Genomic DNA, 13,461 nt, shown 5'->3' with positions numbered 1-13,461 from the left:
TATTCAGCATAAATGTAACACACAGCCTTTGGCCTGCTAAATGCGCATAAATTAAGGCAAACCCTCATGAGAAACGCGCGAGGACCGCAAAGACCTTCCGGGCGGCAGAATTGGTGGGGATTGGACGACTTGATTTCAAGAGAACATCTTTCTGTCACCTTTGGGCAAGGAATGTCCAGCCTGGTTTTGCACACCTGCCCCGCAAGCGCGATATTAACGCGTTTTCTTTCGCTTCATTCAGCAAAATGAACATATCGAAGGTTTCGTTTATTAGTTTGCCCTCCAAATTAATCATCCAAAATTTAATGTAGATTTTTAATCGATTAAACAATGACATAGCTCCTTTGGTAGTCTTGCTGCCCCATGGGCATTCCACTACGTTCGCAGCCCTTAACGCCGGATTCAGCTTTTCTTAACTTTTCCGGCGACGACAAAAGCCCACATCACGAGGACTGCGGGAAGATGCAAGAAGTAGGTGTCAGGAATCCCTCCATTGGCTGCGAAACCTTTGGCTTCAAGGGGCTGAAGGCGCTCTATTGGAACCAGAACGAGCCTGCGCTTTACGAGTATTCCCTGTCCCGCGGCGAAACGAAGCTGGCTGCCGGCGGCGCGATTGTCGCGGAAACCGGCATTCACACCGGCCGCTCCCCCAAGGACAAGTTCGTTGTCTTCGACGAGGAAACCCGGGACACGGTCTGGTGGGACAACAATGCGCAGATGCCGAAGGACAAGTTCGATCTGCTGCTTGCCGATTTCCTGGCTCATGCGGAAGGCATGGAACTGTTCGCACAGGATCTTTACGGCGGTGCGGACGCCACGCACCGGCTGCCGGTCCGGGTCTATACCGAATTCGCCTGGCATTCGCTTTTCATCCGCAATCTTCTGCTGCGGCCTGAGGTGAGCGAACTTGAAGCGTTTGCCCCGGACATGACGATCATCGATCTGCCGAGCTTCAAGGCCGATCCGGCGCGGCACGGTTGCCGCACCGAAACGGTGATCGCCGTCGACCTGACCCGCAAGATCGTGTTGATCGGCGGCACGTCCTATGCCGGCGAGATGAAGAAGTCCGTCTTCACCATGCTCAATCACCTGTTGCCGGCCAAAGGCGTGATGTCGATGCACTGCTCGGCCAATGTGGGCGATGAAGGCGACACGGCTGTCTTCTTCGGTCTCTCCGGCACCGGCAAGACCACACTGTCGGCAGACCCGGCCCGCACGCTGATCGGCGACGACGAGCATGGCTGGTCGGAAAGCGGCGTCTTCAATTTCGAGGGCGGCTGTTACGCCAAGACCATCAAGCTCAGCGCCGAGGCCGAACCGGAAATCCATTCCACGACCCAGCGTTTCGGCACGGTCCTGGAAAATGTTGTTCTCGACGACCAGCGTGTTCCGGATTTCAACGACGGTTCGAAGACCGAAAATACGCGCGCCGCTTATCCGATCCACTTCATTTCCAATGCCAGCGACACCGGCTGTGCGCCGATGCCGAAGACGATCATCATGCTGACCGCCGATGCCTTTGGCGTGATGCCGCCGATTGCGCGGCTGACGCCGGCCCAGGCCATGTACCACTTCCTGTCCGGTTACACGGCAAAGGTGGCCGGCACCGAAAAGGGTGTCACCGAGCCGCAGGCGACCTTTTCCACCTGCTTCGGCGCACCGTTCCTGCCGCGGCACCCGTCGGAATACGGGAACCTGCTGAAGGACCTGATCGCCAGGCACAATGTCGATTGCTGGCTGGTAAATACCGGCTGGACCGGCGGCGCCTATGGCACCGGCAACCGCATGCCGATCAAGGCAACCCGCACACTCCTGACCGCCGCTCTCAACGGCAGCCTGAAGGATGCGGACTTCCGCACCGACGCCAATTTCGGCTTTGAGGTCCCGGTCTCCGTGGACGGGGTCGACGACACGATCCTGACACCGCGCGACACCTGGGACGACAAGGCAGCCTATGACGTTCAGGCCGCCAAGCTGGTCGACATGTTCGTCAGCAATTTCGAGGCATTCGAGGATCATGTCGACGGCGCTGTCAAAAGCGCGGCTCCGGCCTGCCGGATGGCTGCGGAATAACAGATAGCACAAGCCATCTGATCCGGAACGGCACCTGGCCTCTGCGCCAGGTGCCGTTTCTGCGTTCTGCCGTCTTTCTTCGCCTGCGGAAAGTCCTATATTGAAGGCTTGTTCCAAGGGGATGCCCATGCCTGCCACCGACACCTCACCCGTCGCCGATGTGTTAAAAACCGCCGAAGACTGGCGCGGCGCCGGCCGTTCCGTCGCACTTGCCACCGTGGTTGAAACCTGGGGCTCCGCACCGCGTCCGGTCGGCTCCCACCTGGTGATCGATTCCGACGGCAATTTCGAAGGCTCGGTTTCCGGCGGCTGTGTCGAGGGCGCGGTGGTTGCCGAAGCGGTCGATGTGATTGATAGTGGGGTTCCAACCACCCTTGAATTCGGTGTGGCCGACGAGACCGCCTGGCGGGTTGGTCTGTCCTGCGGCGGCCGGATCAGGGTCTACGTCGAACCCGTTGCCTGATCCGGACGTCCCTTCATGAGCACTGAAACCCTCCTCGCCTTTCTGGCCGCCACCGCCCTCTTTGCCTATATGCCGGGCCCTGCGCTTCTCTACACCGCAGCCCAAACCATCTCGCGCGGCCGGCGCGCCGGTCTTCTGGCAACAGCCGGAATTCACGTGGGCTGCTATGCCCACGTTTTTGCGGCGGCGTTTGGCCTGTCGGCCATTTTCAGTGCCGTGCCGACCCTTTACATGGTGTTGAAACTGGTCGGTGGCGCTTATCTGGTGTTTCTCGGTGTACAGATGATCCGCACGCGCGTTGCCGCCGGCCCGATGCCGGACCTGCCGCAAAAATCCACGCGGCGCGCCTTTGTCGACAGTGTTCTTGTGGAAGTGCTCAACCCGAAGGTGGCTGTCTTCTTCATCGCCTTCCTGCCGCAATTCGTCAGCCCGGACGCCGGATTGCCGATCTGGATGCAGTTCCTGATCCTCGGTACCATCGTCAACTGCGCCTTTACATCCGCTGATCTTGTGACCGTTTTCTTCGCCTCCGAAGTGAAGAAGCGGCTGACCAGGTCGTCCAGGGCCCAGGATCTGACCCGCTGGCTGGGCGGCTCCCTGCTGGTCGGGCTCGGTTTCAAACTTGCCACGGACCGTGCCTGATCCATGGATCTGTCCCTTTTAAAGGCTCTGAATGCCGATCGCTCCGCGCGCCGGGCCGCCATTCTGGTCACCGATATGACCAATGGCAGCCAGCGGCTGATCCGTGGACAGGAGGATTATTCCGCTGATCCGTTGGCGGAAGAACTCGGCAAGCGGTTTCGCTCGGGAAAATCCGGGATGGTGACGCTTGAGGCCGGCGAGCATTTCCTGAATGTGTCGCTGCCGTCGCCGCGCTTGGTGATAATCGGTGCGGTTCACATAAGCCAGGCGCTTGTGCCGATGGCCCGGATTGCCGGTCTCGATGTAACGGTCATCGACCCGCGTACCGCCTTTGCAACGGAAGACCGTTTCCCAGGTGGAAGCCTCAAGGCGGAGTGGCCAGAAGATGTTCTGAAAGATGCGCCCCTCGATGCCTTCACGGCGGTTGCAGCTGTCACGCATGACCCGAAAATCGACGATCTTCCGCTGATCGAAGCCCTGAAGAGCGGTTGTTTCTATGTCGGTGCACTGGGCAGCCGCAAGACGCATGGGAAACGGCTTGAGCGGTTTGCCGAGGCCGGCCTGGACCCCGCCTTGTTCGACCGTATCGACGCACCGATCGGGCTCGATATCGGTGCAGCCTCACCGGAGGAAATTGCCGTTGCAGTCCTTGGCTCGGTCATCCAGGCCATGCGCAAGGCGCCGGGAGCCGGGTTGTGAAGTTCGGCCCCTTTCCGGTCGCGCAAGCAGCGGGCTGCATTCTGGCGCACAAGACCAAACTGCCCGGCCGCGTCCTGAAAAAGGGGCACCACCTCACGCAGGAAGATTGTGACGAGCTGGCCGCGCAGGGCATCGACAGCCTGGTGGTTGCCAGGCTGGATACACGGGACATCGGTGAAGATACGGCGGCAGAAAGACTCGCGCGGTCCGCAATGGGGCCGGGTGTCAGCCCGGATGAGGCCTTTACCGGTCGCATGAACCTTTACGCAGACCGTGATGGCGTGCTGGTGGTGGACGCCGCCGCGATCACCGCCGCCAACCGCATCGATCCCGCCATCACGTTTGCCACCTTGCCCAATCACAGCAAGGTCGGCGCCGGGCGCATGGTCGCCACGGCAAAGGTCATCTCTTTTGCCCTTCCGGAGGACAAGGTATCCGCGGCCGAAGCAGCACTGGCGAACACGGTCAGGATTGCCTCCTTTGCACCGCGGAAAGTCGGACTTGTCGCGACACGTCTGCCTCATCTGAAAGAGGCGACGATGGACAAGACCCGCAGGGTTCTGGAGGACCGCCTGCGCCCCTCGGGCAGCTCGGTTGCCGGTGAACTTCGTGTTGCTCACGAGGAACATGCCGTTGCCGCAGCCATGCGGGAGTTGCTCGAGCAGAGTGCGGAGTTCCTGATCCTGTTTGGCGCCTCTGCCGTTGTGGATCGGCAGGACGTCCTGCCCGCCGCACTGGACCTCGCTGGCGGTACCGTGCACCATCTCGGCATGCCGGTCGACCCCGGCAATCTGCTCATGCTCGGAGACCTGGCCGGGCGTCCGGTACTTGGCGCACCGGGCTGTGCCCGCAGTCCAAAGGAAAACGGCTTTGACTGGGTACTCGACCGCCTGCTCGCCGGACTGGACGTTCGTCCGGATGACATCACCGCGATGGGTGTTGGAGGCCTGTTGATGGAAATCGGAACCCGGCCTCAGCCGAGAGAACAGAAGCGCCAGGGCAAGGATCCGAAGGTCGCGGCGATCATCCTTGCGGCCGGAAAATCCTCACGCATGGGGGGCCGAACAAGCTTCTCGCGCGTCTGGAGGGCAAGGCATTGATCCGCCACGCCGCGGAGGCAGCCAGCGGAGCGCCGCTCGCGCAAACCATCGTGGTCACCGGCCACCTCAATGAGGCCGTTGCAGCGGAAGTCGAGGGACTGGACATCACGCTGGTACATAACCCGGACTTTGCAGACGGTATGGCCGGGTCCATTCGCACCGGAATGAATGCACTCTCCCAGGACACCGATGCGGTTATTATCATGCTTGGAGATATGCCGCGCATCGATGTCGCAGCGATCGGCAAGCTGCTGGCTTCCTATCGTCAGGACGAAACCAGCCTGATCGTTACGGCGACGGCCGACGGCAAGCGCGGCAACCCGGTGCTCTGGGACCGGCGCTATTTTGGTGCCCTGAAGGCCTTGAGCGGTGATGTCGGCGCACGGCATATCATTGCCGAAAACTCCGGTTTTGTGGCGGAGGTCGAATTGGGAGCGGCTGCGCGGCTGGATCTCGATACGCCGGAGGCCCTGCATGCGGCCGGTGGCACGTTACCTGAAGACTCTTCTTAACCAATGGCTTGAATACAATTGTCTGGTAAGAGCCCGTAAAGTGTAAAGCTACATTAACCCGGTATGCGCCCAGTGCAGCCCGGAAATGCCAGCTATTCTATTGCATTTTTGTGACATGCCGCTTATGTAATGCCTGCGCTTGCTGCAGGGCACCCTTCGGGTTGGACAACGCATGATGTCCCGAGCGCCGATAAAATCCGATTACTGACAAAAGCTGTTCGGATCCTCTCCTCCCGAGGATGCTCGAGCGCTTTTGCCGCTTGGTTAGAAGAATAAAGGAAATCAACATGGCTGACTTGTCTCTTCCGCGTCCGGGCTGCTGCAAATGGGCAGAAGGCGATGCCGGCAACTACGTCTTCCCGTGCAACAACCGCGTTGAGCCGGGCGTTTCTTATTGCACCGAGCACAGCGCCATCGTCTACATTCCGCCGGAAGAGCGTCGTCGCAACCGGTCCGGTGGCGGCATGAGCCTGTCCTTCCGCCGCGCGGCCTAACTGTTTCAAGCTGCTTAGAACAAGAGCAGTTCTCCGCGGGGCATCCCGCGTACCTTCGAACCCGGTCTCAGGACCGGGTTTTTTGTTGTCCGCATTTCCGACTGCGCCCGCCCCGTCCCCCGGACGTCCATTGGCCAAGTAATTTGCCCTACAAATAAAATAAAGGGTTATCCCTGCGCGCGTAGACTCGCGCTTTGTTTCCAGGCCGGCGCCGAAATTGGCCATCCATTTTCAATTGCCTTGTGTTTTCACTACTGAGTACACCAGCCGCTACGGCAACAACCCTGTATTTATGGACAATTTATCACAAATTACGGAGATTAATCCTTTATTGCGGTTCTCTAACTAAGCTTGAAGACTATTATGGCAAAAATGCCAAGGTTTTTTCCTTCGGGAGACGCGGCACACGATGGAAATTGTGCGGAGGCATACTGAAGAAGAACGCCTGAGCGCGCTGCATGACCTTCGGATTCTCGAGGCCGAGAGCCTGCCTGAAATCGAAGCGCTTGTTGCTGCGCTCGCAGCGATTTTCGAAGCCCCGATGGCGTTTCTGTCATTTGTCGGCAAGGAAGACCTTCTGTTCAGGGCAGGTTTCGGTGTCACAACCAGGAGCACGCCGCGGGAGGGGTCATTTTGCGAACAGGCCATTCAGTTAGACGACCTGACCATCGTCCGGGATGCGCTGGAAGATGAACGCTTTCGAAACAGCAGGCTCGTCACCACGGGTTCGAAAACCCGCTTCTATGCCGGATATCCCCTGTCTCTGGACGGCGTGAACACGGTCGGAACCCTGTGTGTCGTCGACACAAGACCCAGAGAGCCAAGCACGGAACAGCTTGAGCAGCTGCGAAGACTGGGCACGGTCGTTCTTGGGCTGTTGAAGTCCCATGTCGCTCAAAACCAGGCCGAACTAGCCCGCAGCGACGCGGAAAAGGAGCACCTCCTGGTGGAGCGCAAGAGCGATCTGCTGGAAGAAATCACGCAAGCCTCAGGTGTTGGTGGATGGGAATATGATGTCGACAGCGACACCGTAACCTGGACCGACAAGACGCGTGAAATTCATGAGGTTGAGGCAGACTTCAAGCCAACCGTTCAGATGGCCCTGTCCTTTTATGCGTCAGACTGCCGGCGGCAGATCTCCGAAGCCATTGCCAAGGCGATCAAGAAAGGCGAAGCCTGGGACCTTGAGCTGCCTTTCATAACGGCCAAGGGTCGCGACATCTGGGTGCGCAGCGCAGGTCGCGCTATCATGGAAGATGGCCGCACGACCCGGCTGGTCGGCGCTTTTCAGGACATCACCGAACGCAAACGGTCGGAACAACTGGTCCGTCAGGCCGAAGCTGTCCAGCGCACAACACTGGAGACATTACGCGAGGGCATCCTTGTTCTCAGCCGTTCCGGCCGGATCCAGTCGTTTAACTCCGCCGCTGCTTCGCTGCTTGGCTATGCCGGAGAAAAGCTGAAGGGACGCAAGGTTCAGGACCTGGACGTCCGGTGTTACACCGAAGATGGTGATCTGGACCCGGACCTGCTGCACCGGGCCGCGAGAGCCCCGGAGACAGTCAACAATCACACTGCCAGATTTCTCCTGAGTGATCAGGAACACCCGGTCTGGCTGCGCATTGATGCAAATGCCACAGACGGCGCCAGCGCGATGGGGCTGGATGCATCCATTATCTCCCTGGCGGATATTTCCGAAACCAAGCGCCAGGCCGAGACGTTGCAAGCTGTTCTGGATAATCTGCCGGGCGGTCTGGTCTATTACGATGAAGAACGCCATCTCTCCGTCTGCAACGACGAATATATCGACCTGATGCAGCTGCCTCGGGAGCTGGTCGAGAAACGCCCCCATATTCGTGACATGTTCACCTATCTCGCCAATCGTGGCGACTACGGACCTGGCGATGCCGAAGAACAGGTTTCACAACGTCTCAGCAACTTCGAGAACCCCGAACCTCATAGCTATGAACGCACAGCACCGGACGGACGCATCATTGAGGTGCGCGGTGTGCCACTACCCAACGGCGCTCTCGTCGCAAGTTTTCTCGATATTTCGGAGCGAAAGCAGTCCGAGTTGATCATCCAGCACTCGGAAGCCGTGCACCGGACCACGCTGGCCTCGCTCAGCGAAGGCATCCTGCTGCTGACGCGATCGGGCGAAATCAAGTCGGCCAACCCGGCGGCCGTCGGCCTGCTGGGCATGTCAGACCGCGAGCTGGTTGGTAACAACGTCGCGGATATCGAGTTTGGAATCGCCTGTGAAATCGAGGGCATCGGCGCCTGCAATGAGCCTCTGGTTCGCGCAACGCGAGATCCTGCGAGCCTGGAAAACATCATAGCCAGGATGGTCCCGACCGACGGACGCCCTGCACGCTGGCTCCGCCTCAGGGCCCGCCAGATCGACGAAGATCAGGAACTCGGCATAGACGGCGTCGTGGTCTCGCTGACCGATGTCACCGAGACCAAGCAGCAGGCAGACAAGCTGCAGTCCATCTTTGACAATTTCCCGGGCGGCATCGTGCACTACGACGAGACCTTGCGGCTAGCCTCCTGCAACGAGGAATTCAAGCGGTTGCTGGATTTCCCGGATGAGCTCATCGACACCAAGCCCTATCTCTTTGACTTCTTTCGCTACAATGCCCAACGTGGCGACTATGGCCCTGGTGATCCTGATACGCTTGCCCTTGAGCGCTACCGGAAATACGACCTGAACAAACCCCAGGTCTTCGAGCGGCAGGATGCAAACGGCAAGTATATCGAAACGCGGAGCACGCCACTTCCCGACGGCGGATTGATCCATAATTTCTACGATATCTCCGAACGCAAACAGACCGAACAGGCGATCCATGTCGCCGAGCTGGTTCAAAGGACGACGCTCGAGGCATTGAACGAAGGCGTGCTCCTTCTGGATCGCGATGGCAAGATCCTGTCATGCAATCCGGCCGCTGCAAATATGCTTGGGTATGCGCCTGATGCGCTGGTTGGAACCAGCGCTACCGAACTTCAGGTCCAGACGAACCATGAAATTGACCACAGGCAGGTCGACCCGTTCCTGTTGACAGTCCAGGACCCGGAACTGGTGACGGATCTGTCGGTCAAGCTGACACCAAACGGCCAGACAACCGAGCGCTGGCTCCGATTCAATGCCCGTCTGGTCGATCAGGACGGGGACCAGCAGCTGAACACTGTCGTCCTGTCTCTCGTCGATGTCACCGAAACCAAGAACCAGTCCGACCGGCTTCGTATCATTTTTGAGAATGTGCCCGGCGGCTTCGTCTATTTCGATTCCAGCCTTCAACTGTCCTTCTACAATGACGAAACCGTCGACATCATCAAGGTTCCGAGGGATGTCCTGGATCAGAAACTTCATCTGCTGGACTACCTGAAATACAATGCCGAGCGAGGCGACTACGGGCCTGGAGACCCCGAGAAACTCGCTCTCGAACGAATAAGACAATTCCCTCCCGATCAACCGCATGCCTTCGTGCGCGCCACGGCCGATGGACGGTATCTGGATTTCAGGAGCACACCACTGCCCGGTGGTGGTTTCATCTACAATTTCTTTGATGTCACTGAGAGCAAGCAGATGGAAGAACAGCTTGCCGAAAACGAACGGCAGGCCCGCTACCGTACGGCGGAACTTGAGACCATTCTGGCCAACATGCGCCAGGGCGTCAGCGTGTTCGACAAACGCGGTCGCCTGACGCTGTGGAACAAGCAATATATCGAAATCTTCGGCAAACCGGATGGGGATGTCCGGGAAGGTGTCACCCTGATCGATTTGATCGAAGCCGAGAAGCAGCGGGGCGAATTCGAGGGCGACGTCCAGGAACACGTCATGGATCTGATGATCCGCCTGTCCTCCGGTGAGGTCGTCCGCTCCAAGTTCAGGCATCCGAACGGCAGGATCATCAGCGCGGTTCACGCGCCAATGCCAGATGGGGGCTGGATCGGCACCCATGAAGACGTCACGCAGCGCGAGGAAGCCGCCGAGAAAATTCAGTATGCCGCCCACCACGATACGCTCACCGGTCTCGGCAACAGAACATTGTTCAACACCAAGCTTGAAGAGGCGGTAGCCAAGGCCGATACCGATGGCACCTTTGCGGATCTGTTGCTGCTTGACCTGGACAAGTTCAAGCCCGTCAACGACACCTATGGTCACGACGCGGGCGATGAACTCTTGAAGATGGTTGCCGACAGACTGCGCGACTGCGTCAGGTCCTCCGACCTGATTGCCCGTCTGGGCGGGGATGAATTCGGCATCATTCTCGGCGGTACCGGCCCTTCAAACGAACGGACCGCGGAAATCGCTGACCGCATTGTGCGAAAGCTCCAGGCGCCGTTTCCGGTCTTCGATCACCTGGTCTCGATCGGGGTCAGCGTCGGCATTTCACCGATCACAGGCGACATCCAGGATCCGAGCGCGATTATCAAGCGGGCCGATCTGGCTCTTTATGCGGTCAAGCACAGCGGCCGCAACGCCTTCCGGTTTTATGAAGAGGACACCATGCCTCCGGCTGCTGCCAGAGGCTAAAGGTCCGATACTTCGCACAATTTGCTCCTGGCCCGAAAACAAAAACGCGGCCCGTTTCCGGACCGCGCTAATCTCTTGCGAAGCTGACTTGAACGATCAGGCCTTGTTCAGCGCCTCGACAACGTCTTTCAGCTGAGCCAGCGTCATTTCCGCTTTCTGCTTGGCATCGTCGTCCTTGGCGTCAGCGACGTCTTCCTCGGCGTTCTTGATCGCCTGATCAAGCTGCTCACGGCTGATCTCACCAACCGGCACCGCCTGCTCGGCCAGAACGGTCAGACCGCCCGCCGCAACATCGGCAAAACCGCCACGGACGAAATACTCGTCAAAGCCGTTCGCATCATTGCGGACCTTCAGGATGCCCGACATGATCGTGCTGATGAACGGAGAATGGTCTTTCAGAACGCCAAACTCGCCTTCAGAACCGGGTACAACAACCTCGGAAACCTGTTTGGAGAGCAGCTGGCGCTCCGGCGAGACCAACTCAAACTGGAAAAGTTCAGCCATTTGGCGTCTTCCTTGTCAGTCTAAAACTCTGATGGCAGAGCCATCATACCTGGAGGAACCGGGCGCCCCTGCGGGCGCCCGATCTGATCCAACCTTAAGCGGCTTCTGCAGCCAGCTTCTGGGCTTTCTCGATGGCTTCCTCGATGGAACCGACCATGTAGAAAGCAGCTTCCGGCAGGTGGTCGTACTCGCCGTCGACCAGGCCTTTGAAGCCCTTGATGGTGTCTTCGAGAGCAACCAGCTTGCCCGGGGAACCGGTGAAGACCTCAGCCACGAAGAACGGCTGGGACAGGAAGCGCTCGATCTTACGGGCACGTGCCACGGTGAGCTTGTCTTCTTCAGACAGTTCGTCCATGCCCAGGATGGCGATGATGTCCTGCAGAGCCTTGTAGCGCTGCAGCGTCACTTGAACGGCATAGGCCGTGTTGTAGTGCTCATCACCGATGATGCGGGCATCAAGCATACGAGACGAGGAATCCAGCGGATCCACAGCCGGGTAGATGCCTTTTTCAGCGATGGAGCGGTTCAGAACCGTGGTCGCGTCCAAGTGAGCAAAGGTCGAAGCCGGCGCCGGGTCGGTCAAGTCATCGGCCGGAACGTAAACGGCCTGCACCGAGGTGATCGAACCCTTGGTCGTCGTGGTGATGCGCTCCTGCATGGAGCCCATGTCGGTTGCAAGCGTCGGCTGGTAACCCACAGCAGACGGGATACGGCCGAGAAGCGCGGACACTTCGGAACCGGCCTGGGTGAAGCGGAAGATGTTGTCGACGAAGAACAGAACGTCCTGGCCTTCATCACGGAAATGTTCCGCAACCGTCAGACCGGTCAGAGCAACACGTGCGCGGGCTCCGGGAGGTTCGTTCATCTGACCGTAAACGAGGGCCGCTTTGGAGCCTTCTCCGCCGCCTTCCTTGTTCACGCCGGATTCGATCATTTCCCAGTAAAGGTCGTTGCCTTCACGGGTCCGCTCGCCAACACCGGCGAACACGGAGTAACCGCCGTGCGCCTTAGCGATGTTGTTGATCAGTTCCATGATGAGAACGGTTTTACCAACGCCGGCGCCGCCGAACAGGCCGATCTTACCACCCTTTGCGTACGGTGCGAGAAGGTCAACAACCTTGATGCCCGTCACAAGGATTTCAGCTTCGGTGGACTGTTCGATGAATTCCGGAGCGTCCTGGTGAATGGCGCGCTTTGCTTCGTGCGCGATGTCACCGGCTTCGTCCACCGGTTCACCGATCACGTTCATGATGCGGCCGAGTGTGCCGTCGCCAACCGGAACAGCAATCGCGCTTCCGGTATCGACCACTTCCTGGCCACGCACCAGCCCCTCGGTGGAGTCCATCGCGATGGTGCGTACAGTGTTCTCGCCAAGGTGCTGAGCAACCTCAAGCACCAGACGCGTGCCCTGGTTGTCAACTTCAAGAGCGTTCAGGATCAACGGCAGGTGGTCATCGAACTTGACGTCGACAACGGCGCCGATGACCTGGGTAATCCGTCCGACCTGTTTGTCAGCCATATCCCTAATCCTCGTCTTAATCCCGTTAGAGCGCTTCCGCGCCCGAGATAATTTCAATCAGTTCCGTCGTAATCTGTGCCTGGCGCTGGCGGTTGTAGCTGATCGTCAGTTTGTCGATCATCTCGCCGGCGTTGCGGGTCGCGTTGTCCATGGCGGACATACGTGCACCCTGCTCAGATGCAGCGTTCTCCAGGAGTGCCCGGAAAATCTGAACGGAGATGTTTCTTGGCAGCAGATCCGCAAGGATCTCTGTTTCTTCCGGCTCGTATTCGTAGACCGCGTTGGCGCCGGCACCGGCGTCTTCTTCCGAGGTCTCGAACTTGGCCGGGATCAGCTGCTGTTCGGTCGGCTCCTGCGCGATTACCGACTTGAAGGTCGAGTAAAACAGGGTGCAAACATCGAACTCGCCATCATCGAACATCGACATGATCTTGCGTCCGATTTCGTCCGCATTCCCAAAGCCGACACTCTTGACGCTCCGCAGGTCAACCGTCTCGATCACGTGTTGGCCGAGCTCGCGCTTGAGCGCGTCATAACCCTTTTTGCCGACACAGATGATCTTGACCGTCTTGCCCTGCTTGATCAGGCTGCGAGCCTTATCACGCGCCAGTTTGGCAATATTGGTGTTGAAGCCCCCGCAAAGCCCGCGTTCGGCGGTCGCAACGAGCAGGAGATGAACCTGATCGTTGCCCGTACCGGACATGAGCTTCGGCGCGTCGTCGCGCCCTTCGAAGGCGACCGCGAGATTGGCCAGCACCGCGCCCATGCGTTCCGCATAGGGACGTGCAGCCTCCGCAGCTTCCTGAGCACGACGCAGTTTCGCCGCGGCCACCATCTGCATGGCCTTGGTGATTTTCTGCGTCGCCTTCACGGAAGCGATGCGGTTTCGTAAGTCCTTCAGGCTCGGCATGGCCGCCC

9 protein-coding genes and 1 pseudogene are annotated in these 13,461 nt (G+C 58.9%); 7 read left to right on the top strand and 3 right to left on the bottom strand.

All coding sequences use genetic code 11. The features are described 5' to 3' along the window. Positions 1-462 precede the first annotated feature (462 nt). The 7 genes and pseudogenes from CHH27_RS22090 to CHH27_RS22060 all read left to right on the top strand — a co-directional run bounded on the left by CHH27_RS22090 (position 463) and on the right by CHH27_RS22060 (position 10,520). Positions 463-2,073 carry a phosphoenolpyruvate carboxykinase gene (locus CHH27_RS22090; protein WP_094073506.1) on the top strand — a complete coding sequence of 537 codons (1,611 nt, stop codon included), beginning with the start codon at positions 463-465 and terminating at the stop codon, positions 2,071-2,073. Positions 2,074-2,200: 127 nt separating this feature from the next. Next, on the top strand, positions 2,201-2,536 hold the full coding sequence (locus tag CHH27_RS22085; protein WP_094074936.1) for an XdhC family protein: 336 nt from the start codon (positions 2,201-2,203) through the stop codon (positions 2,534-2,536). A 15-nt stretch (positions 2,537-2,551) separates the two neighbouring features. Continuing rightward, positions 2,552-3,178 carry a LysE family translocator gene (locus CHH27_RS22080; RefSeq protein ID WP_094073505.1) on the top strand — a complete coding sequence of 209 codons (627 nt, stop codon included), beginning with the start codon at positions 2,552-2,554 and terminating at the stop codon, positions 3,176-3,178. Positions 3,179-3,181: 3 nt separating this feature from the next. Then, on the top strand, positions 3,182-3,877 hold the full coding sequence (locus tag CHH27_RS22075; RefSeq protein WP_094073504.1) for an XdhC family protein: 696 nt from the start codon (positions 3,182-3,184) through the stop codon (positions 3,875-3,877). Then, positions 3,874-5,489 (top strand): annotated as a pseudogene (locus CHH27_RS22070) (NTP transferase domain-containing protein). Before CHH27_RS22075 ends, CHH27_RS22070 begins: the two are co-directional and overlap by 4 nt. A 287-nt stretch (positions 5,490-5,776) precedes the next feature. Continuing rightward, on the top strand, positions 5,777-5,983 hold the full coding sequence (locus tag CHH27_RS22065; RefSeq protein WP_094073503.1) for a hypothetical protein: 207 nt from the start codon (positions 5,777-5,779) through the stop codon (positions 5,981-5,983). Between the two features lie 409 nt (positions 5,984-6,392). Next, entirely contained in the window at positions 6,393-10,520 is a 4,128-nt protein-coding gene (locus tag CHH27_RS22060; RefSeq protein WP_094073502.1) for a PAS-domain containing protein, read from the top strand. 96 nt (positions 10,521-10,616) lie between these two features. On the opposite strand, the gene CHH27_RS22055 is transcribed toward CHH27_RS22060, so the two are convergent. From CHH27_RS22055 to CHH27_RS22045, 3 genes are all read right to left on the bottom strand, one after another. Further along, on the bottom strand, positions 10,617-11,024 hold the full coding sequence (locus tag CHH27_RS22055) for a F0F1 ATP synthase subunit epsilon (protein WP_094073501.1): 408 nt from the start codon (positions 11,022-11,024) through the stop codon (positions 10,617-10,619). A 94-nt stretch (positions 11,025-11,118) separates the two neighbouring features. Then, positions 11,119-12,543 (bottom strand): F0F1 ATP synthase subunit beta, encoded by a 1,425-nt coding sequence (gene atpD, locus CHH27_RS22050; RefSeq protein ID WP_094073500.1) that lies wholly within the window; start codon positions 12,541-12,543, stop codon positions 11,119-11,121. A 25-nt stretch (positions 12,544-12,568) separates the two neighbouring features. After that, entirely contained in the window at positions 12,569-13,453 is an 885-nt protein-coding gene (locus CHH27_RS22045; RefSeq protein ID WP_094073499.1) for a F0F1 ATP synthase subunit gamma, read from the bottom strand. Positions 13,454-13,461 lie beyond the last annotated feature (8 nt).

This window comes from Labrenzia sp. VG12 (assembly GCF_002237595.1).
Taxonomy (GTDB): Bacteria; Pseudomonadota; Alphaproteobacteria; order Rhizobiales; family Stappiaceae; genus Roseibium.
This window is presented reverse-complemented; position numbering and strand designations above follow the sequence as displayed.